This window comes from Hyphobacterium sp. CCMP332, assembly GCF_014323565.1.
GTDB lineage: Bacteria > Pseudomonadota > Alphaproteobacteria > Caulobacterales > Maricaulaceae > Hyphobacterium.
In genome coordinates this window covers 2,440,486-2,466,574 of sequence record NZ_CP058669.1, presented here as the reverse complement: position 1 = coordinate 2,466,574, position 26,089 = coordinate 2,440,486, and the positions used below count along the sequence as shown (strand labels likewise).

Annotated in this window: 32 protein-coding genes and 2 tRNA genes; 20 read left to right on the top strand and 14 right to left on the bottom strand. The window is 62.1% G+C overall.

What is annotated here, in order from left to right; genetic code table 11:
* The first annotated feature begins 45 nt into the window (after window positions 1-45).
* Window positions 46-453 carry a PTS sugar transporter subunit IIA gene (locus tag HXX25_RS12370; protein ID WP_187166205.1) on the top strand — a complete coding sequence of 136 codons (408 nt, stop codon included), beginning with the start codon at window positions 46-48 and terminating at the stop codon, window positions 451-453.
* On the top strand, window positions 453-725 hold the full coding sequence (locus HXX25_RS12365) for an HPr family phosphocarrier protein (RefSeq protein WP_187166204.1): 273 nt from the start codon (window positions 453-455) through the stop codon (window positions 723-725). Before HXX25_RS12370 ends, HXX25_RS12365 begins: the two co-directional genes overlap by 1 nt.
* Here the strand turns inward: HXX25_RS12365 and HXX25_RS12360 are convergent.
* On the bottom strand, window positions 710-2,341 hold the full coding sequence (locus tag HXX25_RS12360) for a hypothetical protein (protein WP_187166203.1): 1,632 nt from the start codon (window positions 2,339-2,341) through the stop codon (window positions 710-712). The genes HXX25_RS12365 and HXX25_RS12360 overlap by 16 nt on opposite strands.
* Window positions 2,342-2,606: 265 nt before the next feature.
* Here HXX25_RS12360 and ahcY point away from each other — a divergent pair, with 265 nt between their 5' ends.
* The 4 genes from ahcY (at window position 2,607) to HXX25_RS12340 (ending at window position 5,962) form a co-directional block, all read left to right on the top strand.
* Window positions 2,607-3,998, top strand: coding sequence for an adenosylhomocysteinase (gene ahcY / locus HXX25_RS12355; RefSeq protein ID WP_187166202.1), 1,392 nt, complete (start codon window positions 2,607-2,609; stop codon window positions 3,996-3,998).
* A gap of 84 nt (window positions 3,999-4,082) precedes the next feature.
* Window positions 4,083-4,538, top strand: a complete 456-nt coding sequence (locus HXX25_RS12350) for an energy transducer TonB (RefSeq protein WP_187166201.1) — start codon at window positions 4,083-4,085, stop codon at window positions 4,536-4,538.
* A gap of 5 nt (window positions 4,539-4,543) precedes the next feature.
* Window positions 4,544-5,134, top strand: a complete 591-nt coding sequence (locus HXX25_RS12345) for a hypothetical protein (protein ID WP_187166200.1) — start codon at window positions 4,544-4,546, stop codon at window positions 5,132-5,134.
* A 12-nt stretch (window positions 5,135-5,146) separates the two neighbouring features.
* Entirely contained in the window at window positions 5,147-5,962 is an 816-nt protein-coding gene (locus tag HXX25_RS12340) for an exodeoxyribonuclease III (RefSeq protein ID WP_187167851.1), read from the top strand.
* On the opposite strand, the gene HXX25_RS12335 is transcribed toward HXX25_RS12340, so the two are convergent.
* Window positions 5,959-6,528, bottom strand: coding sequence for a DUF922 domain-containing protein (locus HXX25_RS12335; RefSeq protein ID WP_187166199.1), 570 nt, complete (start codon window positions 6,526-6,528; stop codon window positions 5,959-5,961). The genes HXX25_RS12340 and HXX25_RS12335 overlap by 4 nt on opposite strands.
* Window positions 6,529-6,605: 77 nt before the next feature.
* On the bottom strand, window positions 6,606-7,292 hold the full coding sequence (locus HXX25_RS12330; RefSeq protein WP_187166198.1) for a response regulator transcription factor: 687 nt from the start codon (window positions 7,290-7,292) through the stop codon (window positions 6,606-6,608).
* A gap of 308 nt (window positions 7,293-7,600) precedes the next feature.
* Between HXX25_RS12330 and HXX25_RS12325 the strand changes: the two genes are divergently transcribed.
* Window positions 7,601-8,107, top strand: a complete 507-nt coding sequence (locus HXX25_RS12325; protein WP_187166197.1) for a L,D-transpeptidase — start codon at window positions 7,601-7,603, stop codon at window positions 8,105-8,107.
* On the opposite strand, the gene HXX25_RS12320 is transcribed toward HXX25_RS12325, so the two are convergent.
* Window positions 8,097-8,780, bottom strand: a complete 684-nt coding sequence (locus tag HXX25_RS12320; RefSeq protein WP_187166196.1) for a YggS family pyridoxal phosphate-dependent enzyme — start codon at window positions 8,778-8,780, stop codon at window positions 8,097-8,099. The genes HXX25_RS12325 and HXX25_RS12320 overlap by 11 nt on opposite strands.
* Here HXX25_RS12320 and HXX25_RS12315 point away from each other — a divergent pair.
* Window positions 8,779-9,396, top strand: a complete 618-nt coding sequence (locus tag HXX25_RS12315) for a thiamine phosphate synthase (protein ID WP_187166195.1) — start codon at window positions 8,779-8,781, stop codon at window positions 9,394-9,396. The two genes, HXX25_RS12320 and HXX25_RS12315, sit on opposite strands and share 2 nt — an antisense overlap.
* On the opposite strand, the gene HXX25_RS12310 is transcribed toward HXX25_RS12315, so the two are convergent.
* Window positions 9,393-9,812: an NtrZ family periplasmic regulatory protein gene (locus tag HXX25_RS12310; protein WP_187166194.1), complete on the bottom strand. Its 420-nt coding sequence runs from the start codon at window positions 9,810-9,812 to the stop codon at window positions 9,393-9,395. The genes HXX25_RS12315 and HXX25_RS12310 overlap by 4 nt on opposite strands.
* A gap of 104 nt (window positions 9,813-9,916) precedes the next feature.
* Window positions 9,917-11,104 carry a hypothetical protein gene (locus HXX25_RS12305; protein WP_187166193.1) on the bottom strand — a complete coding sequence of 396 codons (1,188 nt, stop codon included), beginning with the start codon at window positions 11,102-11,104 and terminating at the stop codon, window positions 9,917-9,919.
* Between the two features lie 269 nt (window positions 11,105-11,373).
* Between HXX25_RS12305 and HXX25_RS12300 the strand changes: the two genes are divergently transcribed.
* From HXX25_RS12300 to HXX25_RS12260, 9 genes are all read left to right on the top strand, one after another.
* Window positions 11,374-11,859 (top strand): DUF3576 domain-containing protein, encoded by a 486-nt coding sequence (locus tag HXX25_RS12300; RefSeq protein WP_187166192.1) that lies wholly within the window; start codon window positions 11,374-11,376, stop codon window positions 11,857-11,859.
* A gap of 41 nt (window positions 11,860-11,900) precedes the next feature.
* Window positions 11,901-14,486 carry a leucine--tRNA ligase gene (leuS, locus tag HXX25_RS12295; RefSeq protein WP_187166191.1) on the top strand — a complete coding sequence of 862 codons (2,586 nt, stop codon included), beginning with the start codon at window positions 11,901-11,903 and terminating at the stop codon, window positions 14,484-14,486.
* Window positions 14,487-14,488: 2 nt separating this feature from the next.
* A complete protein-coding gene (lptE, locus tag HXX25_RS12290) occupies window positions 14,489-14,980 on the top strand; it encodes an LPS assembly lipoprotein LptE (RefSeq protein WP_187166190.1) in 492 nt (163 codons plus the stop codon).
* Window positions 14,977-16,038, top strand: coding sequence for a DNA polymerase III subunit delta (holA, locus tag HXX25_RS12285; protein ID WP_187166189.1), 1,062 nt, complete (start codon window positions 14,977-14,979; stop codon window positions 16,036-16,038). Before lptE ends, holA begins: the two co-directional genes overlap by 4 nt.
* Before the next feature lie 40 nt (window positions 16,039-16,078).
* Window positions 16,079-16,155 (top strand) — tRNA-Arg (locus tag HXX25_RS12280).
* Between the two features lie 113 nt (window positions 16,156-16,268).
* Window positions 16,269-16,577, top strand: a complete 309-nt coding sequence (locus HXX25_RS12275; RefSeq protein ID WP_187166188.1) for a hypothetical protein — start codon at window positions 16,269-16,271, stop codon at window positions 16,575-16,577.
* Between the two features lie 126 nt (window positions 16,578-16,703).
* A complete protein-coding gene (locus tag HXX25_RS12270) occupies window positions 16,704-16,970 on the top strand; it encodes a hypothetical protein (protein ID WP_187166187.1) in 267 nt (88 codons plus the stop codon).
* Window positions 16,971-17,052: 82 nt separating this feature from the next.
* On the top strand, window positions 17,053-17,598 hold the full coding sequence (locus HXX25_RS12265; RefSeq protein WP_187166186.1) for a molybdopterin-dependent oxidoreductase: 546 nt from the start codon (window positions 17,053-17,055) through the stop codon (window positions 17,596-17,598).
* Between the two features lie 127 nt (window positions 17,599-17,725).
* A complete protein-coding gene (locus HXX25_RS12260) occupies window positions 17,726-19,252 on the top strand; it encodes a sodium:alanine symporter family protein (protein WP_187166185.1) in 1,527 nt (508 codons plus the stop codon).
* Between the two features lie 46 nt (window positions 19,253-19,298).
* Here HXX25_RS12260 and HXX25_RS12255 read toward each other — a convergent pair whose 3' ends face one another.
* Genes HXX25_RS12255 through HXX25_RS12245 form a run of 3 tightly spaced genes read right to left on the bottom strand, consistent with a single transcriptional unit; the run spans window position 19,299 to window position 21,199 of the window.
* On the bottom strand, window positions 19,299-19,940 hold the full coding sequence (locus tag HXX25_RS12255; RefSeq protein ID WP_187166184.1) for a glutathione S-transferase family protein: 642 nt from the start codon (window positions 19,938-19,940) through the stop codon (window positions 19,299-19,301).
* A gap of 45 nt (window positions 19,941-19,985) precedes the next feature.
* Window positions 19,986-20,810, bottom strand: coding sequence for a heme-dependent oxidative N-demethylase subunit alpha family protein (locus HXX25_RS12250; RefSeq protein ID WP_187166183.1), 825 nt, complete (start codon window positions 20,808-20,810; stop codon window positions 19,986-19,988).
* Window positions 20,807-21,199 carry a VanZ family protein gene (locus HXX25_RS12245; protein ID WP_187166182.1) on the bottom strand — a complete coding sequence of 131 codons (393 nt, stop codon included), beginning with the start codon at window positions 21,197-21,199 and terminating at the stop codon, window positions 20,807-20,809. Before HXX25_RS12245 ends, HXX25_RS12250 begins: the two co-directional genes overlap by 4 nt.
* On the opposite strand from HXX25_RS12245, the gene bioB reads away from it, so the two are divergent.
* Entirely contained in the window at window positions 21,198-22,208 is a 1,011-nt protein-coding gene (bioB, locus tag HXX25_RS12240) for a biotin synthase BioB (protein ID WP_187166181.1), read from the top strand. The two genes, HXX25_RS12245 and bioB, sit on opposite strands and share 2 nt — an antisense overlap.
* Window positions 22,209-22,489: 281 nt before the next feature.
* Here bioB and HXX25_RS12235 read toward each other — a convergent pair whose 3' ends face one another.
* The 5 genes from HXX25_RS12235 to HXX25_RS12215 all read right to left on the bottom strand — a co-directional run bounded on the left by HXX25_RS12235 (window position 22,490) and on the right by HXX25_RS12215 (window position 25,208).
* On the bottom strand, window positions 22,490-22,789 hold the full coding sequence (locus HXX25_RS12235) for a gamma-butyrobetaine hydroxylase-like domain-containing protein (RefSeq protein ID WP_187166180.1): 300 nt from the start codon (window positions 22,787-22,789) through the stop codon (window positions 22,490-22,492).
* Entirely contained in the window at window positions 22,786-22,998 is a 213-nt protein-coding gene (locus HXX25_RS12230) for a Trm112 family protein (RefSeq protein WP_187166179.1), read from the bottom strand. Before HXX25_RS12230 ends, HXX25_RS12235 begins: the two co-directional genes overlap by 4 nt.
* A 33-nt stretch (window positions 22,999-23,031) precedes the next feature.
* Entirely contained in the window at window positions 23,032-23,661 is a 630-nt protein-coding gene (locus HXX25_RS12225; RefSeq protein ID WP_187166178.1) for an LON peptidase substrate-binding domain-containing protein, read from the bottom strand.
* Window positions 23,662-23,703: 42 nt separating this feature from the next.
* Window positions 23,704-24,636: a thioredoxin gene (gene trxA / locus HXX25_RS12220; protein ID WP_187166177.1), complete on the bottom strand. Its 933-nt coding sequence runs from the start codon at window positions 24,634-24,636 to the stop codon at window positions 23,704-23,706.
* Between the two features lie 62 nt (window positions 24,637-24,698).
* A complete protein-coding gene (locus HXX25_RS12215; RefSeq protein WP_187166176.1) occupies window positions 24,699-25,208 on the bottom strand; it encodes a prolyl-tRNA synthetase associated domain-containing protein in 510 nt (169 codons plus the stop codon).
* A gap of 82 nt (window positions 25,209-25,290) precedes the next feature.
* On the opposite strand from HXX25_RS12215, the gene HXX25_RS12210 reads away from it, so the two are divergent.
* Both HXX25_RS12210 and HXX25_RS12205 read left to right on the top strand, forming a co-directional pair.
* Window positions 25,291-25,857: a DsbA family protein gene (locus HXX25_RS12210; RefSeq protein ID WP_187166175.1), complete on the top strand. Its 567-nt coding sequence runs from the start codon at window positions 25,291-25,293 to the stop codon at window positions 25,855-25,857.
* Between the two features lie 80 nt (window positions 25,858-25,937).
* Window positions 25,938-26,012: transfer RNA gene (locus tag HXX25_RS12205), tRNA-Gly, on the top strand.
* Window positions 26,013-26,089 lie beyond the last annotated feature (77 nt).

The window sequence follows — 26,089 nt, the reverse complement described above, 5'->3', positions numbered from 1 at the left end:
GCCAGCGGCACTCCGGGATTTAATCACACCATCCTGAGGTGAAACATGATCGGTCTGCTGATCGTTACACATGGTGATCTTGCGCGCGAATTTATCGCCGCGACCGAGCATGTTGTCGGGCCGCTGAAGCATTGCGACGCCATCTGCATTGGTCCGGATGACGATCTGGAAGACCGGCGCAATGATATCCGTGATGCCATCAAGATACTGGATACCGGCGCGGGCGTGCTCATCCTGACAGACATGTTCGGAGGCACGCCGTCCAATCTGGCGATTTCCCAGCTGACGCCCGGCAAAGTCGAAGTTCTGGCCGGTATCAATCTGCCGATGATGATCAAGCTGGCGGAATCGCGCAGCGCAATGGCGCTCGATGCACTGGCCGAAGCCGGTGAAGTCGCCGGACGGCGCTATATTGCACGTGCCTCGACCGTCCTTGTTGGCGCGTCGAAATAGTGCCGGTTTCAAAACAGGTCTTGATTACCAACCAGCGCGGCCTGCATGCGCGGGCCTCGGCAAAATTCGTCGATATGGCGGCGGGCTTTGATGCAGAAATCCACGTCCGGCGCGGCGAGGAGGTCGTTGCGGCGTCCTCCATCATGGATATCCTGATGCTGGCCGCCGGGCCGGGCACCGAGATCACCATTCTCGCCGACGGGCCGGACGCAGACGCAGCGCTGGCCGCCCTCACTCAACTCGTCGAGGACAAGTTCTACGAATCTGTCTGACGCGGTGTTTCCGGTTCTGGCGACATGAAGGGGTCTGCCTCGTCGTCGCTGCCCGCTTCCGCATTTGCCGGAGTAGATGCTGACGCCATTGGCGCGGCATCCGGCGCATCTGCGGCATCCGCTGCGTCTTCCGCATCGGTAATATCGCGTGACGACATCAGCATTTCACCCGAACCGGAGCCGGACGCCGCGAAAGAATGCACGTCCTCGGCTGCAGGCGTGTCGGGTGCCGGCTCGATTGCCGGCGCGGCAGGCATCGCCTCGGGTGTCGGGGCCTGCATCGCCGAAGCAGTGGCGATGGCCGGTGTATCCGCAATGTCGGACTCCGGCGTGGACGGAGTCCCGGCCGGCAATTGGCTGTCCGCCCGAGTTTCAACGGGTTCCGGCGTCGGCGCATGCATCGCCGAAGCGGCGGCGGTGGCCGGTACAACCGTCTCGTCCGTCGCGGCGGTTTCCGTTTCCGTTACGCCAGCCTCACCGGATACCGCTGTGTCGCTAACGGAGCGGTTGGCCAATGGCGGTGGTGGTGGCATCACCATGTCACGGTCTGACGTCGATGTTTCTTCGACACTGGCGTGTTCGGCTGCCGCCGGCATGGAGGGCACGGGGGCCGGATCCGCGTCGTCAGACCCGCTGCGGGCGGCCGCCAGCTCTTCATCGCTGGGCAGATCATCAGCCGCTTCGTCTTCAGCCTCCCCGGCCGGGGACGCGTCGACAATTGCTGCGGCGGCCAGAGCCGCACCGGTAGCGGCCGGAGCCGCCACGGTTTCAGCCGGAGGATGGCGCAGAATATTCTCGCTCAGACGGGCAATACGGCCTTCCAGCCGGCCGGCATCCCGCGTGCGGTTGACAAACCCGCCGACGCAGAACACGAGCCCAACACCGGCCAGCGCCAGAATCGCGGGCATCAACGCCGATTCCGTTCCCAGCGCCAGGCCGGTGGCAATCGCCGCAAAAACATAGACCGGGGCCCAGATGATACGCCAGGAACGGGCAAAATAGGTGATCAGGGCCAGAAGAGTAAGCGGCAGCACAAATGCCAGCATCTGGGCCGACAACCAGCCCGGCAGACCGAGTTGATCAACAAGACCGCCAAAACCGGGAATGGCGGCGGCGAGGTCGAATCCGGCAAGGGCCGGAATCCGGGTGGCCACCAGATCGAAAATATTGAAGGCGGGAAGTGACGCGAAAATACCCGGATCGACTTCCAGCATGAAAAGCCGGATATCCGACCAGGAGAAGGCAATGGCCGCGACCATGAAGAGCAACATGGCCAGCCACCAATTGGTCGCGCGGGTGATGCCGCTGCGCGCCAGAACGGCGGTCGCTTCCGGTGCCGTGCGGGTCCAGGCATTGCGGTCATGATTGATGACGGCAACGGGGCGCGATCCATGATCCGGTCCGCTTTGCGCGCGAAGGACGGTCACCGTCTCTCCGGTTTCCAGGGGCGTATCAGGACGGGACAGGCGCATGGAATGCGACGCCCCGTCGGCATCGCGGATTTCGTGTTCGCCGCGGCGCTGACCTTCACCGGCCGTAACGCCCGGTGAGGCATAGAAATCAACGCGCTTTCGTCCAAAGCCTAGGCTGGCATGCGCCCCCGGAATACTCGACATCGACCCACCCCTCAATTCATCAACTCAACGCGGCAATCCTGCTCTGCGTCATGGCCCGAAAACGCCGGACATCGGGGACTATACAAGATTTGGGCCGCCAGAGTCATGGGGTTCACAGAAAGTTTGTCTGCACTGCCTCACAGCCTACATTGTGTCCGGCCGCCCTGCATGCTAACCGGCGGCACAATGCTGTCCCCTATCCGGCCGGGAGTCCCCGCCCCGGAGGGCCAAAGCTCTCCCGATCATCCTGATGGAAGGACCTTTTATGTCTGATTACCAAGTCAAAGACCTGTCGCTGGCCAAATGGGGCCGCACCGAAATCGACATGGCGGAAATCGAAATGCCGGGCCTGATGGCGCTGCGCGAGGAATATGGCGCGGCACAGCCGCTGAAAGGCGCGCGGATTGCCGGTTCACTGCACATGACCATCCAGACGGCGGTGCTGATCGAGACCCTCACCGCGCTGGGCGCGGAAGTGCGCTGGGCCTCCTGCAACATCTTCTCGACGCAGGACCATGCCGCGGCGGCGATCGCTGAAACCGGCGTGCCGGTCTTTGCCCACAAGGGCGAGACGCTGGAAGAATACTGGGATTTTGCCGACAAGATCTTCACCTGGCCGAATGGCGAGACCGCCAACATGATCCTCGATGATGGCGGCGATGCCACCATGTATCTGATCCTCGGCGAGAAAGCCGAGAATGACCCGTCCGTGCTGGGCGAGCCGAAATCGGAAGAAGAGCAATACCTCTTTGCCCAGATCAAGAAGCGGATTGCCGCAACACCGGGCTGGTTTGCCAAGGCCAAGGCCGCGATCAAGGGCGTTTCCGAAGAAACCACGACCGGCGTGATGCGCCTCTATCAGATGCAAAAACGCGGCGAGCTGCCCTTCCCGGCGATCAATGTGAATGACTCGGTCACCAAGTCGAAGTTTGACAACCGTTATGGTTGCCGGGAAAGCCTGGTGGATTCCATCCGCCGTGGCACCGATGTGATGATGGCCGGAAAGACAGCCCTCGTCTGCGGCTATGGCGATGTCGGCAAGGGCTCGGCAGAATCGCTGGCGCAGGCCGGTGCCCGCGTTTCCGTCACCGAAGTCGACCCGATCTGCGCGCTTCAGGCCTGCATGGACGGTTTCGCCGTTGTGCGCGTCGAGGACGTGATTGATGATTGCGATATCTTCGTCACCGCCACCGGCAACAAGGACGTTCTGACCGTCGACCACATGCGCGCCATGAAGGACATGGCCATCGTTTGCAATATCGGCCATTTCGACAACGAGATTCAGGTCGAGGCATTGCGGAACTTCCAGTGGACGAATGTGAAGCCGCAGGTCGATCTGGTGCAATTCCCGGAAGGCAACCGGATCATCCTTCTCTCCGAAGGCCGTCTGGTGAATCTCGGCAATGCCAATGGTCACCCGTCCTTCGTGATGTCGGCCTCCTTCACCAATCAGACCCTGGCCCAGATCGAGCTCTGGCTGCGCGGTGAGCAATACGGCAATGAGGTCTACATCCTGCCCAAGCATCTGGATGAAAAGGTCGCCGCCCTCCACCTGCCGAAACTGGGTGCAAAACTGACCGAGCTGTCCACCGAACAGGCCGATTATGTCGGCGTCGAGCAAAAAGGCCCCTACAAGGCCGAGCATTACCGCTACTAGGCGGTTTTGCCAGATTGCATGAGACATGCCCCGGACGCTGGTCCGGGGCATTTTCTTTTCCGGGAAAGCCGCTAGCTTGCGCCCATGATCCGAACTTCTTTCCTGATCGCCCTTCTGGCCTTGTGTGTCAGCGCCTGTTCGTCCGTGGCCTCACTGCCCGGCACCGAACGGCTGGATCCGCGCTCGGAACCCTTCATGCCGGCACAACCCTTTCCGGTGCCGGCCAATGTCGAACGGCTGATCGGGCCGGAGGATTGTCAGGGCGCACAGCTGGCCGCCCGCGAATTCGAGATGCCGGTCTATCCGGCCCGCGCCTATTCGCGAGGCCTTCAAGGCTGGGTGGTCGTCCGCTTCCATGTTTATGACACTGGCCGTCCGCATCGCGTCCGCTCGGCTGAGTCCATTCCCGCCGGGCATTTCGATGCGGCCGCCGTGCGGGCTGTGGAAGACTGGCGCTTTCGCGAATTGCCGGGCGGGCAGGCCCTGTCCAATTGCGTGGTGTTATTCGAGTTCCGTAACGGCACGGTTCGCGTTAGATAACGCGTATGGCTGAAGATGATTTTACCCGGCTGCTGGATGAAATTCCGCTGCTTTACAAGGTTCGCGCCTTTGCGGACGGGCTGGCAGACGCCCGCCTGTTCATGCGATTGGGCGAGCCCCTCGACACACGCGAACGCGATCTGTCCCGCACCTATCTCGACGGGCTGGGCTTTCCCCATGCCGAAGCAGGGCTATTGACCAATTGGGATGAGGCCGCCGAAGCCGCCGAGGCGATGGATTTCAATCCCGAAGGCTGGGAGACCGAGGAAATGCTGCGCGCCGGGCTGGTATCGGAAGCTTCGATGCGGCTGGACGAGGACGGCATCCAGACGGTTCTGGAATATGTCGGCATGAAGGCCGGCGAAGCGGCACAGGACGCTGTCGCCTATTCGGCGTCACTGGGCGATATGAGCGATGAGGCGGTGTTGAACGCGGCCGCGGGCTCACTCATCCAGGCGGCGAACGGGGCCGCGCTGGTGATCATGGCCGAGGCCGAGGATGATGATCCACCGCATCCCTTCCTGGCGCGCTGGCGTCTCTTTGTGCGCGGACGCTGGCCGGTGGGCCTGGCGGGCTCGACCTATAATATTCTCTGATTGGACGGAATGATGACGACGCTTTCGATTGCGAGCTGGAATGTGAATTCTGTGCGCCTGCGCGCCGTGCCGCTGATTGCGCCCTTTGTGGCTGCCGCAGCGCCGGACGTATTGTGCCTGCAGGAGATCAAATGCCGGACGGAGGAATTCCCGGAAAAAGCCTTCCGCGAGATGGGCTATGAACATTTCCATGTGCGCGGTCAGAAGGGGATGCACGGGGTCGCGATTGCCTCGAAGTTTCCGCTTGAGGATCTGGGCGATGAAGCCATCTGCCCGCGCGCGGAAGCCCGCCATCAACGCGTTGGCGTGAAGGGCATCGAATTGCACAATTTCTATATCCCCGCCGGCGGCGATGAGCCGGATGTCGAGACCAATCCGCGCTTTGCGCACAAGATGGATTTTCTGGCGCGGACGACGGATTACTTCGCGGCGCGGGACACGGCGAAGGACCGGATTGTCATTCTCGGCGACTTCAACATTGCGCCCTATGAGCACGATGTCTGGTCACACAAACAGCTTCTGAAGGTCGTCTCGCACACGCCGGGCGAGGTTGATGCGCTGAACGCCATGCTGGCGGCGGGTGATTTCATCGATGTGGCGCGGGAAATCATCCCGGAACCGGAAAAGATCTACACCTGGTGGAGCTATCGCTCGAAGGATTACCGCGCCTCCAACCGGGGTCGGCGTCTGGATCATATCTGGGTGACACCCGCGCTGAAAGACGCCGCTCTGGCACGCGGCCGCGACGGTTTCCGGATATACGAGCCGGAACGCGCGCGGGAAAAGCCATCCGATCACGTGCCGATTGTGCTGGATCTGGTGCTTTAGCGAAACCTGAGCCGCGCGCCTTGAGTCGCGCCATTATCGGTCTCGCGTTCATAAGTCGCTTGTTCGGCTTCCACCTCACGGTCGAACTGCTCGCGGTGCCGGTCCACCGCAGCGCGGACGGTATGGCAGGACGGCGCCGGCGGAATGGCCGCGAGTCGGTCTGAGAGGCGGCCCGCTGCATCGCGAAACCGCTCGACATGGCCCTCCTCATGTATTTCCAGCGCGGTTTTGAACCGCTGCCACGCCGCGCGCATGTCTTGCGATCCCCGGTCTTCCTCGCGCCATAGCGGATAGGTGATGTCGATATCCAGCGTCAGATCGACCTGCATCAAACGGCACTCATCGCCGCCAAAGGCAAAATCATAGCGAATGGACAGACCGCCGCGTGTGGTTGCCATGACGGCCGGATCCGGGCGGTTGCGAAACGAGGCGATCAAATGCTCCGGCGAGAGACCGGTGACTTCATAATGATGAATGTCCAGCGTCTCAGCCGTCGATACCGGAGTCTGGGCCGCGGCAACACCGCAACTGAATGCCAAGCAGACCAGCCCAAGCCCAATACGCATGAAACACCTGAAATCAGAAACCGGGCCTGATCCTGACGGCAGATCGCAAGGCTGTCACCCGGAAAGGCCCGAACGGCTTATGATTGCAGGCGATAACCACCGCCTTCGGTGATCAGAAGGCGCGCGCAGGACGGGTCGAGCTCGATCTTCTGGCGCAGACGGTAAATGTGGGTTTCCAGCGTGTGTGTGGTGACATTGGGATTATAGCCCCAGACTTCATGCAGGAGTTCGTCGCGCGAGACCGGCTTGCCGCCCGAGCGGTAGAGATATTTGAGGATATTCGTTTCCTTCTCCGTCAGGCGGATCTTCTTCTCGTCTGACGTCACCAGCAATTTCATGGACGGCTTGAATTCGTAGGGCCCGATCTGGAAGATGGCATCTTCACTCTGCTCATGGCTGCGCAGATGGGCACGGACCCGGGCCAGCAGGACCGAGAATTTGAAGGGTTTGGTGACATAGTCATTGGCGCCCGATTCCAGGCCGAGGATCTGGTCGGCATCGGTATTCTGTCCTGTGAGCATCACGACCGGTGCCGTCACGCCATTCTTGCGCATCAGGCGGCAGGCCTCGCGGCCGTCCATATCCGGCAGGTCGACGTCCAGAAGCACGATGTCGACGCGCTCGTCACGGGCAATCCGGATGCCCTTGGTCGCCGTGTCCGCATCGCGGACGTCGAATTCGTCATGAAACCCGAATTGTTCGATCAGGGTTTCGCGGAGGTCATCGTCATCATCGACGCACAGAATCGTTTTTTTCGCACTCATGGTTTGATCATGCCATTTTTTGAACCGGAGGCAATTCCTGCCGGGCGGCTGAAATTTCCCGGCACAAATGACCCTGCTCGCGCTCACGGTCAAGCACACAATAGCGTGTGCAAGGCGTCATCACGGCGTGAAAAATGGCTTCAAAATTGCATGGTTAACGCCCGGCACGACAGGCCGGCTTCGTCCGGCCACGTGAACCCTCCGTGGTGGGGGAGGCGACCGGGACGCCGTGTTATGCGCTTTTGCGCTGGAGGGCGTCCCGCGCCGACCGCTTGAATTATGCCTGATTTTGCCGGAAACCCGCCGACATGACCCGATTTACCGTCACCTCTGATGGCGTCTTTCAATCGCCGACCGGCACCGTTCGCGCAGCGCTCGGCAAGGGCGGTGTGAAGCCGGAAGCGGACAAGGTGGAAGGCGATGGTGCCACACCGCTCGGCGTCTACACGCTGAGGCGAGTACTCTACCGCAAAGATCGCGGCGATGCGCCCACAACGGCGCTGCCGGTTCGCGCGATCCACTCCGACGATGGCTGGTGTGATGCGCCCGATGACCCGGCCTACAACCGGCCGGTGCGCCTGCCCTATCCGGCATCGTGTGAAGAGATGGCGCGGCGCGATGAACTCTACGACATCGTTGTTGTGCTGTCGCACAATGATGATCCGCCGGTGCCGGGCAAGGGCTCTGCGGTTTTCCTGCATTGCGCCAAGCCGGGCTATCCGCCAACGCTGGGCTGTGTGGCGCTGGCGCGGGACGATCTGGAACACGTACTTGCGAACGCCAGGCCCGGCGATACGCTCGAAATCAGGCGCTAGGACGCTCCCCAAACAGGGCCGAGCCGACCCGCACGCTGGTCGCGCCAAACTTCACCGCCGTTTCATAATCGCCGCTCATCCCCATGGAGAGTTTTTCGATGCCATTGGCGGCGGCCAGGTCCGCCAGCAGGGCAAAATGCGGACCGGCGGGATCCTCGACCGGCGGAATGCACATCAGGCCTTCGATCTGAAACCCGAAATCCTCGCGCAGCGATGTCAGGAAACCGGCGAGATCAGGCGGGGCGATTCCCGCCTTCTGGTCTTCCTCGCCGGTATTGACCTGCACATAGAGGCGCGGCGTGCGGCCGGTCTTTTCCATCGCGGCCTTGAGGGCTTTGGCGAGTTTGGGCCGGTCCAGCGTTTCGATGACGTCAAACAGAGCGACCGCGTCTTGCGCCTTGTTGGTCTGTAACGGGCCTATCAGCCGTAATTCGAGGTCCGCATAATCGGCGCGCCGGCCGTCCCAGCGGGCCTGTGCTTCCTGAACTCGGTTCTCGCCAAAAACGCGCTGACCCGCCGCAAGGGCGTGTTCAATGCGCGTGTCGGGCTGTTTCTTGGAAACGCCCACCAGCGCCACATCTGCGGCTAACCGGTCCGCGGCCTTCGCCGCGGCGGCGATCCGCTTCAGGATATCATTCCGGCGGGCGGCGAATTCGTTTACAGAGTCGGTCATGTCCTCCCGCACCTATTCCCAAGCGATGAAACTGGCAAGGCTTGCCGCCAGATGGCCCGGCATTCCGGGCTTCCTGCCGCCCCTTATCGCAGTGACGGATCCGCAGCGAACGCCGGATGTTGCCGCCTTTGCACGCGGCCTGCCGGATAACTGCGCGCTGATCTATCGCCATTTTGGCCGGACCGAACGGTTCGCCGAAGCGCATGATCTTTCGGCCATAGCGCGGGCCAGAGGACTGGTTCTGCTGATTGCAGCAGATCCGGAGCTGGCCGAGGCGTGCGATGCTGAGGGTGTGCACTGGCCGGCCCGCCTGGTCCGGGAGGCGCAGCGCTGGCGGAACACCCATTCGGGGGCGATCATGACGATGTCGGCGCATAACCGGCGCGAACTCGCGCTGGCAGCTCGGACCGGAGCAGATGCTGTGCTGCTATCGCCGGTCTTTGCCACACGCAGCCATGCCGGAAAGGCCGGGTTGGGCCCTTTGCGGGCAACCTCCCTCACAACCCGCGCGAGGCTGCCGGTCTATGCGCTCGGTGGCATAACGGCAGACACGGCAAAGCGTCTGGCAAATTCAGGATTTTCGGGATTGGCAGCGATTGACGGGTTAAAACCCTAGAAGCGCCAGCCGGTTTCAAACTTCACTTCCGGCGCACGATTATCGATCTGCGGGCCGGTGACCAGATTGTCCGGATTGGAAAAACGGATCGATCCGCCAAAACGGAAGCGCTGATTGAGATCGACATAGACGCCGGCATCGATCGAGTCGAATTCACGGCGCTGCTCGTCATTACGGTCAATGCCGAGGGTAAAGCCCCAGCCATCGCCGGACTGGAATTCCACCTGATTGTCCGGGAAATCGAGATTGACCCCGGGCGCTACATTCGAGTCCAGCGTGTAGGTTTCATACCAGGCCTGAGCATCGGCATCGGACGAGGCGCTAACCGCATCCTGGAACGCAAAAGCGCCCGGCGCGGAGGCGACAAACCCCGCGACCGCAACAACGATCGTCCATGCTTTTAACACCTGGCTCATGCCACAATGCCCCTCAATGCAGAAAACAATATAACCAATGATCGTTAAAAGGCGAAGAGTTGAATCTCAGAATGACAACGTTTTAAGGTGCCACCCTCCGTTTGTCAGTTCCGGAATGTCACCTCGAAAAACGCTCCGGTACCATTTTCAGTATTATTTACAATGCCCTGAACGGTAGGGATGGCAAAGTCCCGTTCCGTTGAGTGTAGTCCAAAGGTCACAGTGAATTGATCGCCGACCAGTCGCGACAGGGTCAATTGCGCCGCCGTCTCCGACTCCTGGAGGTAATCATCCTCGGAGGCGGCCCATTCCGCACCATAACTCCAGTCGCCGCGATCATATCTCGCCGCCAGGGTCAGGGCCTGATAATCGCCGCCGGACACCGCATTGTCAGACCAGAGGCCGGACGCGCCGATGGAGAGCCCGTCCCGCGACCAGCGCAGCTCCGCTCCGACGGCGCTGTAAGCATCGGAAAACGCGACCGAAAGCGGGTCGGCCGTCACGAAGTTGAGTGCCGCCTCTATCTGTCCGGCCGTGGCAAAGGTGTGATCAAAGCTTACCCCGGCTTCGAAGACGTTTTCGAGGCTGGCCGAACCGGCACCGCCCGCAATCGCGGCCGACAGGCAGATATCGACGGCGCAATAGCGGGCTTGCGGTGCAAAGGAGGCCGAGGCCCGCAAACCGATGATACGCGGCGTTGAATAGACAATCGAGGGCCCGAATCCCGCGCCGGTATTGGCCGTGCGTGTCATCACCTGACGGCCGAGCCCCAGAGGCCCGCCATCCAGCCGGACAAAGGCCGAACCGGTCGGCAGGTTGATAGCTTCAACCTGCGCGGCTCCGGGTGTCAGACCCAATCGCCATTCGCCCCAGCCGGCTTTCAGAAAGATATTGAAGCGTTCAGCCGCAATGGCCTTGCGGCCGGTCTCCGCGGCACCGCCGCGATAACGGCCCGTGGCCAGCGATCTGCGTGGGCTGGTCAGGACCGGTCCCGCCGCATTTGCAAACCCGTCGCGCGCAATATCGCTCTGGGCATGGAGCCCGGCTTCCAGCCCCCAGCGCCAGCCATTGTCGGAAATTGCTTCCCATTCAATGCGGGCATCGAGGTCGGCGAGCACATTGCCGCCATAGGATCCGCTGGCAAAGACCAGAGCGGCATCCGTGCGCAAGGATAGGTCAATCGCCGCCAGGCGATAGCTTATATCATCTGAATTCTGGAAAGAATGCGCCGGCGCGGCCGCGAGGACTGCAGAAAGCGCGGAGAATATTATCGCGCCTGAATACTGCGTCATTGTGCCTCTCGCGGCCCCGCCGGTCGGCCCCGTCCCCCCGGACGAAGCGCTAATCCACACCGGCCATACCCTCATCGTCAAGCAAGCCAAGCGGCAAATAAGGCAAGAAAAAGGCAGATGTGGCGCGAAAGCCACGATGGTTCATTTCGAACTCGTGGTGAATCAAGTGTCGCCCATGGCTGGCCATGCGCGTTTCGCGTGGTATAGATCACGTCGCCGTCGGGCCAACGGGTCCGGTTTGCCACACTATTTCTCATGGAGACCGAGAGATGAAGTTCAGCCGCTCCCTAACCTTGCCGGTTCTAGCGCTATCCATGCTGGCGCTTGCGGCGTGCTCGTCCTCACGCAGTACCGAATCCGGCGATGATGGCCGCAGCGGCCTTCGTCTGCCCAGCTTTTCCGGCGGTGCCAGCGATCAGCGTCCGGCGGGTATCGGCGTCAACAGCTTTCTGTGGCGCGCCAGCCTCGACACGATCAGCTTCATGCCGCTGGATCAGGTCGATCCGTTCGGCGGCGTGATCGTCACCGACTGGTATGCCAATCCGGAACAGCCGAATGAGCGCTTCCAGGTCACGGTCTATATCCTCGATACGCGACTTCGCGGCGATGCCTTGTCTGTGCGGGTCTTCCGTCAGGAACGCTCTGAAGCCGGCGAATGGGTGGACGCAACCGTTACACCGCAAACCGGGATCGATATTGAAAACGCGATCCTGACGCGGGCGCGGCAATTGCGGATCTCGACGCTCGACAACTAACCTTTTTGCCCGCCCTTCCGGCGCGGGCTCAGGACAATTCCATGAGCAGATACAATCCCAGAGAGGCCGAGCCGAAATGGCAACGCGTCTGGGCGGAAGAGGGCGTGGACCGCGCATCGCGCGAGGCGTCTGACCGTCCGAAATACTACGTCCTTGAAATGTTTCCCTATCCGTCGGGAAAGATCCATGTCGGCCATTCACGCAATTATGCGATGGGCGATGTGGTCGCCCGCTACAAGCGCGCCCGCGGGTTCGATGTGCTGCACCCGATGGGATGGGACGCTTTCGGCCTGCCCGCCGAAAACGCGGCGCGCGAGCGCAATGTGCATCCGCGCGACTGGACGCTGAAGAATATCCAGGTGATGCGCGGACAGCTGCAAAGGCTGGGTCTGGCGCTGGACTGGGACCGGGAAATCGCGACCTGCGAGCCGGACTATTACAAGCACCAGCAGGCGATTTTCCTGAAATTTTTCGAGCAAGGCCTCGTCGAGCGCCGCAAGGCCAAGGTCAATTGGGATCCGGTCGACCATACCGTTCTGGCCAATGAGCAGGTCATCGACGGCAAGGGCTGGCGCTCCGGCGCACAGGTCGTCCAGCGCGAGCTCGACCAGTATTTCCTGAAAATCACCGATTATGCCGACAGCCTGCTGGACGGGCTGGAAACGCTGGAGCGCTGGCCGGATAAAGTCCGCCTGATGCAGGCCAACTGGATCGGCCGTTCGCGCGGGGCCCATGTGACCTTCCCGTTTGCCGATCCGGCCGACAGGGACCGCTTTGGCTGTGAAGGCATCACTGTCTTCACGACGCGGCCCGACACGCTGTTCGGCGCCAGCTTTCTGGCGCTGGCCTCCGATCATTCGATCACGGCCGCATTGGCCCAGGATGATCCGCTGGTCGACAAGTTCGCGCGCGATTGTGCGGCCGCCGGCACCACGGCGGAGGAAATCGAGAAAGCCCCGAAAAAGGGCATTGATCTGCATGTGAAGGTGCTGCACCCGTTTGATGATAGCTGGGAAATCCCGGTCTGGTCGGCCAATTTCGTGCTGTCGACCTATGGCACTGGCGCGATTTTCGGTTCGCCTGCGGGTGATCAGCGCGATCTTGATTTTGCACGGAAATACAATCTGCCGGTGACCCCGGTCGTGCTGCCGCCGGACGCCGATGCGGCCACGCACACCATCGATACCGAAGCCTATACCGATCACGGCACCATCTATAATTCGCGCTTCCTCGACGGATTGACCACAGAGGCTGCCATCGAGCGCGCGATTGAAGAGCTGGAAAAGCGCGGTCTGGGTCAGGGCGCGACCAATTACCGGCTGCGCGACTGGCTGGTTTCACGGCAGCGCTATTGGGGCTGTCCGATCCCGATCATCCATTGTGGAAGCTGTGGGACGGTACCGGTGCCGGCGGACCAATTGCCGGTGGAATTGCCCCGCGATGTGACGTTTGACACGCCGGGCAATCCGCTCGACCGGCATGAGAGCTGGCGCAATGTCGATTGTCCGCAATGCGGTCAGGCGGCAAAGCGCGAGACCGATACGCTGGACACCTTTGTCTGCTCGTCCTGGTATTTCCTGCGCTTTACCTCGCCCTGGTGCGAGGACAGGCCGTTTGATCCGGAAGCGGCCCGGCGCTGGATGCCGGTCGATCAATATGTCGGCGGGATCGAGCATGCCATTCTGCACCTGCTCTATGCGCGCTTCTTTACCCGCGCCCTGCATGATTGCGGGCTGATCGATCTGCCCTCCGGCGAACCCTTTGCCGGCCTGTTCACGCAAGGCATGGTCACGCACGAGACCTACAAGTCCGAGAGCGGCAAATGGCTGGCCCCGACCGAAATCGGGGACAGCGACGGCCAGTTGGTCGAGCTTGAAACCGGACGTCCGGTCACCGTCGGCGCGATCGAGAAGATGTCGAAGTCGAAGAAGAATGTCGTCGATCTCGATGACTTCATCGACACCTATGGCGCAGATGCGGCGCGCTGGTTCGTCCTGTCCGACAGCCCGCCCGAGCGCGATGTTGAATATACTGATGGCGGCGTGGATGGCGTCTGGCGGTTTGTCCAGCGCCTGTGGACCGTGGTCGACGGCTTTGATGGCACGGACGCGACCGACATGTCCGGCGTCAGCGCAGACGGTCTGGAGCTGCGCAAGACGGCTCATCGCTCGGTGCGCGATGTGACGGAGGCGATTGAAGGCTTCCGCTTCAATTCGGCGGTGGCAAAGGTGCATGATCTGGTCAATGCGCTGCGCAAATTCCTGCCCGCGAACGCGGCCGACAAGGCGGCGCAAAAAGAGGCGCTGACGCTGCTCGCCCAGCTGATCTCGCCCTTCATGCCACATCTGGCCGAAGCCTGCTGGGAGCGTCTGGGGCTGAACGGTATCGTCGCGACCGCCGCCTGGCCGGAAGCCGATCCTGCCCTGTTGGTGGACAACACCGTCACGATCGCCGTTCAGGTCAATGGCAAGCGCCGCGGCGAGATCGAATTACCCAAGGGCTCGGACAAGGACGTGGCCGAAAAAACGGCTCTGGCCGATCCGGGGGTGGCGCGTTCGCTGGAAGGCCTTACAGTGCGCAAAGTGATCGTGGTCCCGGACCGGATCGTCAACATTGTGGCGGGCTGAATATGAAACGCAAAGCACTCCTTGCCCTGATGGCGGGCGCAACACTCGGCCTTTCGGCCTGCGCCTTCCAGCCTCTGCATGGCTCACCGCAGCAGGTGAGCGCCATGCGCGGCATTACCGTCGCCGTTGAAGGGCAGGAGCGTATCGACCAGATGCTGGCCGAATCCCTGAATGACCGCTTCGGCACGCCCTCCGGCGGGCGCTATCGCCTCGCCGCGGAAACCAGCGTGACGACGTCCGGCCTGGGGGTCGGGGCGGATGATGTGGCCTCACGGTCGGCCCTGTCTTTGTCGGTTGATTTCAGCCTGATCGATACCGGCTCCGGTTCGCCTGTGCTGACGGAAACCGTCCGCACCGAGGCGACGTTTGACATCCCGCGGCAGCCCTATGCCGCCGTCAGTGCGCGCCGCGATGCCGAAGAACGTGCCGCCCGGGAAGCCGCGGACCGGATCGCCCTGCGCGTGGCGCGGTATATCAACCGCGGCGGCCAGTGAAGGCGACAGCCCGTGATGTGAATACGCGGCTGGCCACGCCGGACAGCGAGCTGACGGCCTGGCTGATCTATGGGCCGGACCGGGGGCTGGTGCGCGAGCGGGCCAATCTGCTGGTCAAGGCGCTGGTCGAGGATCCCGATGATCCCTTCAACGTCACCAAGCTGACCGATGAAGACCTGAAGACCGACCCGGCCCTGCTGGCCGACAATATGGCGGCGCTCTCCATGATGGGCGGGGACCGGCTGGTGCGGGTGCAGATCTCGACCGAGGCGGGCGGAGCGCCGGTGGCAGAGTTTCTGAAGGATTTCGAAGCCGGCAAAGCCCCGGCGGAAGCCTGGCTGGTGGTGGAAGCCGGGGATCTCAAGGCGGCCGGCAAGTTGCGCAAGGCGTTCGAGCCCGCCAAAAAGGCGCTGGCCGCGCCGTGCTATGCGGAAACCGGGCGGGATCTGATCGCCTTTGTCGATGAGGCGCTGGCCGCCGAAGGTCTCAATCTGGAGGCCGATGCGCGCGCCCGCTTCCTGCCGCTGATCGAGGGGGATCGCGGCGTGGCGCGCTCGGAGATCGACAAGCTCATTCTCTACAAGGGCCCGAAAGAGGTGCGCGCCGATGGCGAAGACACCATCACGCTCGCCGATATCGAGGCCAGCGCGGCCGCCGGGGGCGATGCCGCGCTGGACCGTGTCGTCGATACCGCCATGTCGGGCCGTGTGAAGGACGCCGATGCCAGCTGGATGCGGGCGCGGTCGGGCGGAGCCAGCGGGGTCGGCCTCGTGCGCACGATACAGCGGCGAATCGATTTGCTGTCCGAGTTGAAATCCGGCGGGCCGGATGCGGCCATGCGTCTGGGAGCCCCGCGCTTTGGTCCGGCAGCGGATGCGTTCAAGCAGCAGGCCGCCCTGTGGAATGACCGGGCGCTGGATCAGGCACGGCAGGCGGCGTTCGAGGCCGAGCGCCAGATGAAGCGCGCCGGGGCCGCTCCGGCAGAGCTTCTGGGCGGGGATTTGCTACTCAAACTGGCCTTGCGCGCCAAAGCCATGTCATCACGGCGCTCGACGTGATTGCGCCCCCGGTCTCATTGGGTTATTCCACGGCGCGAACGCACCCATAGCTCAGCTGGATAGAGCGCTGCCCTCCGAAGGCAGAGGTCAGAGGTTCGAATCCTCTTGGGTGCGCCAGCCTTTGCTGGTTGCTTCCGCTCCGCTCGGCGCGGCTCTTGTCATCGAAGTTTGCAATAGCGCCGGTGCTCGCATGAAGCGCGCTCAGGGCTGGGGCGTAGGCGGGTTTGAAAATGCTTGCAGCGAGCGTCGGCCCGGCAAGCCAGCCCATGGAATTCGAGCGAAGACTGTCACGCCGTAGCCTTGGCGAAGGCGGGCCCACGTTTCAAATTCTGATGCGGCATGCCCCGGCAGGGCCTTCACTCCTTGCTAAAGCCGCGGGCGCGCGGGCGCGCTTGCCAAACCCTGGCGGGTTTGATGCGTTCGGCAATCTCGTCCTGGCCGCTTCTGCGCCTGCAAGCGGGCAAGCCACCGCGCCTGCAACAGAGGAAGAAGTGCGTGAAGCCTATGACGCTTTCCTGGACTGGGTGGCCGGCTGGTAGGACGAAGATCATTACGCGTAATACCGGCTGACCGACCGGCGTATCCGCCAATGGTGGCCGCGCGAGCGTTATCTGCGCTTCCTCACCGACAGCCGCTGCCGCACCGGCGCGCTGATCTCTATCAAGGTGTTGCTGGCGGCTGCCATTAATGCGGACACATTGCCCTGCACCGAGCGGGGTCACTGTTACCGGCCCGGACTGCGCTATGTCTTCCTGCTGTTCCGCACGCGCTACGAGCATGTCGAGGGCGAGCTGACGGAATACGCCGTGATGGCAGAATCGGGCGAAGGATGGCGCTTTGGCGGCGGCAATATTCTCAACCGCCCGATGGGGGAGACCTCGGTGATTATGACGCTTCAGGATGAAAGCCGGTACCGGCAATCCTTCCAGTAGGCAGTCCTACAATTCACCGGATTTCCCATTCACCGGGGGCCGCGACTCGACTATGCTGCAGCTCAAGCAAAAGGGGCTGAACATGATCCGGCTGATGACAATCATACTGGCCAGCGCGAGTCTGGCCGCCTGTTCCGGCGGCAATGAATTCGCAGGGGGCGGCGATATCCTGACCATTCATGGCGAGATCGGGACGACGGATCGCGGCGCGATGCAGCCGGGGCTTGAACCTCTGTTCAATGCCTATGGCATAGACTTCGATAGCGCCCATGCCATGCCTTTCGCCAGCCTGGCGGACATGCCGCAACACACCGTCCGGGTCGCCTATCCGGCAGGCGGAGAGACGCACAGCTTCTCAGGCCCCTTGCTGCGCGATGTCATGGCGGGTGCCATGCCGGAAGGGACAATGCTGACTATTACCGCGCTGGACGGATATCAGCGCGATATCGAGCTGTCCCGGATCGAGGACCATGATGTGATCCTGGCCATCCGCATGGATGGCGATGCGCTCAATATCGGCGGGTTCGGCCCGGCCATGATCGTCTGGCCGCGCGATACGGACGAGGCTCTGGCCGGGATGGATGACAGCGACTGGATCTGGGGCGTGTTCTCCATAGAGGTGAATTAGAACCTTTCCCAATCCGGACCCATCACCTGTTATATTGCTGACATGATTTCACCGGTTTCCAGAAAAAGCCGTTGCGTCTGCGCCATTGCTTCCTAAGCTGCTGCGCAAGCAACTCTTGGGGAGAGATATGGACGGCTTTTTCAACGCCGCGACCACGGTCAGCGACTTTCTGTGGGGCGGGACTTGGGGTGACGAACGCATCCTGCCCGTAGGCATCATCACGGTCGCCCTGCTGGGCACCGGTCTGATTTTCATGATCATTCTGGGCGGACGGCCACTACGCCGCCTGTTCCCGGCCTTCGGTGAACTCTGGAGCGGCCGCAAGGGCACCGGTGAAGGCGAGATCTCACCCTGGAATGCCCTTTCCACTGCACTTTCCGGTCAGGTTGGCACCGGCAATCTGGCTGGTGTGGCCACGGCCATCACGCTGGGCGGGCCCGGTGCGATTTTCTGGATGTGGATTACCGCCCTCTTTGGTATGGCCGCGGCCTATGCCGAGTCCAGCCTTGCCGTCCGCTTTCGCGAAAAGCACCCGGATGGCCACTTCCATGGCGGACCGATGTATTACATCAAGAACGGCCTCGGAAAAGGCTGGGGCTGGCTGGCCGTACTGTTCTGTCTTGGCACGATATTGTCGGCGATTGCGACCGGTGGCGCCATTCAGGCCAATTCAGTGACGCAGTCAGCTGTCGAAGCCGGGACATCGCTGGGCATAAATGTGCCCAACTGGAGCGTCGGCATTATCCTCGCCGTGCTGGTGTTCATTGTCATTATCGGCGGTATCAAGTCGATCGGTAATGTCGCGGGAAAGATCATTCCCTTTATGGCCGGGGCCTATGTGCTGGCCGCTCTCTTTGTTCTGGTAACCCATCTGGATCATATTCCGATGGCTTTCGGTCAGATTTTCGGTGCTGCATTCGGCTGGGAACAGGCCGGTGGCGGGCTCGCCGGTTATGGTGTTCTGGCAGCGGTACGGGCCGGTGTGGCCCGCGGGCTGTTTTCAAACGAGGCCGGTCAGGGCTCTGCCCCGATCGCACACGCGGCGGCGCAGACGAAAAACCCGATCAAACAGGGCGAGATCGCCATGCTGGGTGTTTTCATCGACACGATCGTGATCTGCACCATGACAGCTCTGGTCATTCTTGTGGTGGAGGGCGCTTATCCGTCCGCTGGCGGTGTGGTGTCCTATGCGTGGCAATCGGCTGATCTCGAAGCCTCTGCGATTACAACGGCAGCCTTTTCCGCCGGCATGTTCGGCGGCGCATGGGTGGTGTTGGCGGCGCAGGCCCTGTTCGCCTTCACCACGATTATCGGCTGGTCGTATTATGCCGAACAGAGTGCGACCTATCTGGTTGGTGACTGGGCCGCAAAACCCTTCCGCTTCCTGTGGGTGTTCGTCGCCTTCGGCGGAACGCTGATTGTCAATGTCGACGGGCTCTGGCGGTTCGGCGATATCGCCAATGCGTCCATGCTGTTGCCGAATGTCGTTGCGCTTCTGATGCTTTCAGGCGTCGTCGTTGGCATGACCAGGCGCTTTGATAAAACCGGCGAATTGCCGCCTAACTGGGCAGGCGATGTCTGGGGCACGCAGCCGCCCGGACCGGATGAGCCGGATCCGTCCGACCCGCTGGACCCCTCCCATCCGGGCAATTAGGCGGAAGTGAACTGATCAGGGCCCTGCCAACCGGCGGGGCCTTTTTCTATTCCGATAGGCGCGTATCAGCGGCCGCGAAGTGATCCATCTGGCCGCGCAGTGCGGTTGTAAAAGCCGGCCGGGCGATGGCGCTCTTCAGATATGAATGGCAGGCGGGATAGGCCGCCAGACCGTCAAATCGGTCCACCAGGCGGAATACGTCCGCCATCAGAATGTCGGCAATGGAGAAGTGACCGCACAGCCAGTCGGCTTTGGTGACGACAGCTTCCATATGGCCCAGCCGGGCGGACAGGAAGTCGTCGAGCGGCGGAGCGGTATCGTCTCGCCCGAACTGCTTCAACGCCCAGGGCAGGGCCGCCATCTCCACGGAATTGAGCGCAGCGAAGACCCATTGCGTCACGTTCAGCCGGGCGGGCGCTTCCGCCGGCATCAGCGCTTCGCTCAGCCCGCCGAGATAGAGCAGGATCGCGCCGCTTTCAAACACCGACACATCACCATCGGTCAGCCACGGCACCTGGCCGAAAGGTTGATGCGAAAAATGATCGGCGCGCCGCTCCGCAAACGACACGGACCTTACACGATAAGGCAGAGCCGCCTCCTCCAGTGCCCAGCGTACGCGCAAGTCCCGCACAAGGCCGCGCGGCATTTCGGGCACCCAGTCAAATGTGTAAAGCGTCAGATCTGGCATTGTTGCGGCCTCGCATCCGGTTTGGCACAGTCTATCAGACCGAAATTACCTGTCACCCAGCGCCGCGAGGGCGGCCTCGACATGGGCGTTGAACTGGCCCCAGCGCTTGTAGGCCAGAGCATCGTCTGACGCCGCGCGCCAGCTCGCCGCAAAAGCAGAACGGTCGGCCGGGTCGGCGAGCGCTTCGCGGATCGGGTCGAGGCAGATGCGGATGCAAAAGAGGATGGCATTCGTGGCCTCCAGCCGCACCAGCGTCTGGCGCTCCACCCGCAAGACGAGGTCATTGATGGCGGCTTCCGGCGGCGTGGTCTTCAGCTGTTCGCGCATGGCCGAACCATGCGGCCAGTGCCGCTCCATACCGAGCTGGACCGTCCAGTTGAAGCGCTCGAACACTTCTCCGGCGGGCATGCGATCGAAGACGCGGGCGATCTTTCCCGCCAGAGCCGGCGCGCCGTAGGGCACAGGCGCGTGGAGCTGGTGCAGTTCGCGGTTGAAGCTGTCTTCCAGAGAGAAAAAGGTCGGCTGGGTCAAAAGCAGGCTGGTGGCCACCCAACCCTCGCCCGCATTTTCCATGACCACGAGATCATCCGAAACCAGACGCCCGGCGGCAATCAGGGCGGGTTCGGTGCGGGATGAGCGGGCCCGCCCGGTCGCGGCCTCGATGCGGGACAGAGCCTCCGCTTCCGCCAACGATGCGGCGGGCAAGGCGCGGTAATATTTTTCCGGATCGGCATCGAGGCGTTCCGATTTCATTGTCAGCCAATCGGCTTCCGGATCAGGGGACAGCCAGTGCGCCGGATCAATCCGGGTAAGGCCGACCTGAAAGCGCGGCGGGCCACTATAAAAGGGTTTGTAGGGCGGCCGCGTCACGGCTTTCGCAGGCCCAGTATCGCTACCAGCGTCAGGCCCAGCGCAATCCCCGCCAAGTCAGCGAGAACATCGGCAAAGGACATGGTGCGCTGAAGGATGGGCGAGCCCTGGATCAGCTCGATCAGAAGGCCATAGGTGATCATGGCCAGCGTGATAAACCAGAGGGGTAGTGCCCGCCAGCCAAAGCCGGCCAGAAGTGTCAGCACCAGAAAAGCGGCCGCATGTTCCAGCTTGTCCGTCCCCAGCAGGCGCGGCGGGGCCGCCGGGCCGGGCAAAAGCGCGAGGACGGTGATGGCTGTAAAAGCCAGCCAGAACATGCCCTTGGCGGCTTGCCGCAGGGCCTGCCTCTTTCTAGGGTCCGCGCCAGAAGAAAACGGATGAGATGACATGGCTGCCACTGTCCTTGATATCGAGACCTTGTCAAAGCCCCGCTTTGACTGGACTGCAGACGAGGCGGGCGGGATATACCGATCTCCGTTTAACGATTTGCTGTTCGCCGCGCAAAGCGTGCACCGGCGCCATCATGCGGCCAATTCGGTCCAGAAATCCCAACTCCTGTCCATCAAGACCGGCGGCTGTGCCGAGGATTGCGGTTATTGCAGCCAGTCGGCCTTTCATGAGACCGGGCTGAAAGCCTCCAAACTGATGCCCGTCGATGAGGTCCTATCCGCCGCGCGCAAGGCGAAGGCCGGCGGGGCGACACGATTTTGCATGGGGGCGGCCTGGCGATCCCTGAAGGATCGCGATGTTGATGCCGTATGCGAGATGATTGAAGGCGTGAAATCGGAAGGTCTGGAAACCTGCGTCACGCTCGGCATGCTGGAGGCCGATCAGGCACAAAGGCTGAAGGCGGCGGGGCTGGATTATTACAATCACAATCTGGATACGAGCCGGGAATATTACGACAAGGTGATTAGCACGCGCACCTATGACGACCGCCTGGAAACGCTGGGCCGTGTGCGGGAGGCGGGCATCAATGTGTGCTGTGGCGGCATTATCGGCATGGGCGAGAGCGAAGCTGACCGGATCGGCCTTCTGGTCGAGCTGGCCACGATCGCCCCGCATCCGGAAAGCGTGCCGATCAACCATCTGGTCGCCGTGGAAGGCACCCCTCTGGGCCATGCCAGGCCGCTGGACGGGTTTGATTTCGTGCGGGCGATTGCCGCAGCACGCCTGATGATGCCGCGCTCGGTTGTGCGGCTGTCGGCGGGCCGCGAAGGCATGAGCCGCGAGCTTCAGGCGCTGTGTTTCCTCGCCGGGGCCAATTCGATCTTTGTGGGTGAAGAGCTTCTCACCACGCCCAATCCGGATCTGGAAGTCGATGGGGCGCTGTTCAACGATCTCGGCCTCGAGCCGATGGCAGCGCCGTCCTCGCCGGTGGAACGCGCGGCGGAGTAGGCAGCACATATTTCCCCTCCCCACACAGGGGAGGAAAAGTGCATTCCGGCACCAGAAAATAATTACACCGTCTTCGTTCGGCTTGACCGGACAACCTCGATGACGAAGAGACCCTCCGGTCAAGCCGGATGGAGACGCCATAAAATTGATCGCTGCGGGCTTCGAGATGATGTTTTACTCCCCCGTTTACGGGGGAGGTGGCAGCGAAGCTGACGGAGGGGGCCATGCCCCCCTCGGCCCTACGGGCCACTCCCCCCGCGAGCAGGGGGAGAAAAATCACGCTAATCCAGCCCGGCGAGTTCGCGCAGATAATCCCAAGTGAAAAGACCGGTATCATGGCCATCATCAAAGACGATCTGTACCGCATAACGGCCCACAGGATGGGCGGCGGTGACGCCGACATTTTCCTTGCCGGTAATGATTTTCTTTTGCCCGGCACCATGGCCCTGCACTTCGGCGCTGGGCGATTCGGTGCGCAAAAGCTGATACGGCAATTCGGCCGTCCGGCCGTCATCGAAGTCGACGGTCAGCACCTTGCGCGATTTCGAGAAATCGAGCCGGGTCGGCCAGGCGCGGCTCATTTCACTTCCGCATCGCTGAGCTCGCGCGCCTCGTCCGGCAGCATGATGGGCACGCCCTCGCGTACCGGATAGGCGAGACGGGCCTTTTTCGAGACCAGTTCGCCTTTCTTTCGATCATAGACGAGCGGACCGCGCGTCACCGGGCAGACCAGCACTTCCAGCAGCTTGGGATCAACGTCTTTGGGCGGGGTTTCGATGTTTTCGCTCATGCCGGATCTTCTATCCTGTCAGGGCGGGCCTGCCTAGTTCGGCGTGCCGCCTGCGCCTTCCGCCAGCTTCTTTTCCAGCAGCGCCGTCATCAGATCATAGCGGGCGCGGCCATCGCCGGCTTCTAGCAAAGCCTGTTTTTCCTTGGCGGCAAAGGGCGCAGCCATGGCGATCTGGTCGACGATCCGGATCACCGGTGCTGCCTCCACCGTGCCCCAGTCACACTTGATGCCTTCCTGCGCGAACCAGCCCCGAAGCAGCGCGGTAAACCGTTCCCGGTCGGCAGTCAGCAGCGCATCGGGGGCGGCGCGATCGGCGTCAAAGAGCGACCAGTCCACCTGCGCCATGCGGTAGGGGGTTTTCGCGTCCAGCTCGGCGGTGATCTCGAAGCGCGACAGGCCTTCCAGCTCGATCAGATAGCGGCCATCTTCCGTCTCGGCATGACGGGTAATCCGTCCGGCGCCGCCGATGGCCTCGATGAAGGGCTGATCCGCGGGCCCGCCGGCCCGGGTCTGGACAATGCCGATCAGCTTGTCGCCCGCCATCGCATCATCAATCATGTTGAGATAGCGCGGCTCGAAAATATTGAGCGGCAAAATCTCTCCGGGGAGCAGAATGGCACCGCCCAGCGGGAAGACGGGCAGGGTTTTGGGAAGCTGTGTCATACCTTTGAGCTAGGGCCGATAAAGGCCTCTGCCAAGGGGGGGTCAGGAAAACAGCAGCGTGGACAGCCGGCGGCGGCCCGATTTCGCCACCGGGGATGCAAATCCGGCGGCTTCGAAAACCTCGAGAAGGCGCGCCCTGGCCTTGCCCTCTTCCCAGTCGGCATCGGCCTCCAGGATCAAAAAAAGCTGATCGGTGGCACCTTGCAGATCGCCCTTGCCAACCAGTGCATTGGCCAGTTCAAACCGTGTGGCGTGATCGCCGGGATTATCCGCCAGCTTCTGTTCCAGCTCACTGGCCTCACCGGCATCGCCGGCCTCATCCACCAGTTTCAGTGCGGTCATGACCGCCTGAACGGCGGGGTCGGAATGCTTGTCTTCGGGCACATGCTGGAGCAGCTCCCGCGCCTTGTCCGGATCGCCGCCGGCAAGGAAAACGCGCGCCATGCCGGCAATCGGGGCGACATTTTCCGGATCGGATTGCGCCGCGAGGGAGAAGTCCTGCGCTGCGCCGCCGAGATCGCCGGAGGCGAGGCTTTCCTCGGCCCGGGCGATCAGCGCCGCAATGGCTTCCTTGTCCGGACCATCGCCGGTAATGCGCTTGATGAAGTCATTGATCTGGCTTTCCGGCAAGGCGCCCATGAAGCCGTCCACCGGCTGGCCGTTCTGGAAGGCAAAGACGGCGGGGATGGATTTCACCTGCAACTGCCCGGCAATGCCCGGATTCTCGTCGATATTGATCTTGACCAGGCGCACCTTGCCGCCGGCCTTGCGCACGGCATTTTCAATCGCCGGTCCCAGCTGGCGGCACGGACCGCACCAGGGTGCCCAGAAGTCGACAATCACCGGCACCTCTTTCGAGGGCTCGATCACATCGGCCATGAAGCCCTGATCCGTGCCGTCCTTGATGAGGTCGGCCGCAGGGGCGGAGCCAGCGGAAGGGGCGGCATTTGGGTCGGTGGTGAAAAAGTCGCTCATGGCAAAATTCCATCTTTGATATCCTGGGGCTTACTTGGCGCGCGATGCCCCGCTTTACAAGGTCAGTCGTCTGCCGCCAGCGCGGCAAAATCCACAATCAGCGGATCATGTCCGGTGGCTTTGGCAAAGGCCAGAAGATCATCGCGGGAGATCGCCGTGGTGGCGTCATTCTTCAGCGGGTGGAAATTGACTGGATCGGTGGCCAGCAAGGCGGCATCGACGACGAATGTCACCCGGCCCGCGACATCATTCATCAGCGCAAAGGCGGTGACGGAGCCCGGCCGCACGCCCAGCACGTCGAGCAAATCCCCCTCGCGGGCAAAGGACAGGCGCTTGCAGCCCATTGGCTTGTGCAGGCGGTTGATGCGGACCGGCGTGTCGCCCAGCGCCGAGACCAGCACGAAGCGGCCGGCCTTGTCCTTCAGGAACAGATTCTTGGTATGCCCGCCGGGCAGGCTGGCCTTGATGTCCTGGCCCTCCTCGACGGTGAAGACCGGCGCATGGTCCTGCGTTGAATGGGCGATGCCCAATTCATCCAGGTATGCAAACAATTCATTGCGGGTCGCTGTCATAACGGGCGTTATGGCGCATGAGTGTGCTGGATCAAGCGTAAATCTACTATACGCTTCCTGCGACCGCCAGAAGGACCTGACCATGACAACGCCTGTCTGCTTTTTTGGTTTCCGCAGCCCCTATTCCCGCATCGGACTCGCCAAGCTGAAAGCGGCGGGTGTGAGGCCGGAGATGATCCCCTTTACCGGCCCGCCGGACGGGGTGCCCTTCTTCAATCCGACCGACAGCCAACCCAAGCTGGAATACTATCTCGAAGACATTCCGCGCATGACGGCGCGGGCGGGCCTGACGCTCGCCTTTCCCGATACGTTCGAGCTGACCTCACGCCTGCCCAATCTCGCCTTTCACTTTGCCGATCTGGCGGACAAGGGATTTGATTTTGCCTGCGCGGCCTCGGAGGCACGCTGGGGCGAAGGGCAGGATCTCAATCGACACAACGTGCTCGCCGGCATCGCCGCCGGGCTGGACCTTGACCTGCCGGACACCGCCACGCTGAAAACGTCCGAAGCCATCCGCAGCGCCGAAGCCGGGGCGCGCGCGGCGGTAACCAAGCACGGGATTTTCGGCGTCCCCTTCCTGATCGCGGACGGGCAGAAATACTGGGGGCAGGACCGGTTTGATCTTTACCTGGAAACAATCGCCGCCTAGCTGAATCTGGCGTCTTGCCATCGGGCCGGGATTGCGCGATATACGCCGCCTCCCGGCGCAAGCCGGAACCCCAGACATGAGCGGGCGTAGCTCAGGGGTAGAGCGTCACCTTGCCAAGGTGAATGTCGTGAGTTCGAATCTCATCGCCCGCTCCATTCTCTTTTCAGTATGATTCTCGGTTGACGTTTCGGCCGCGCCTGCTTTGCGCGTTGTTGGAACGGCAGGGCGGTAC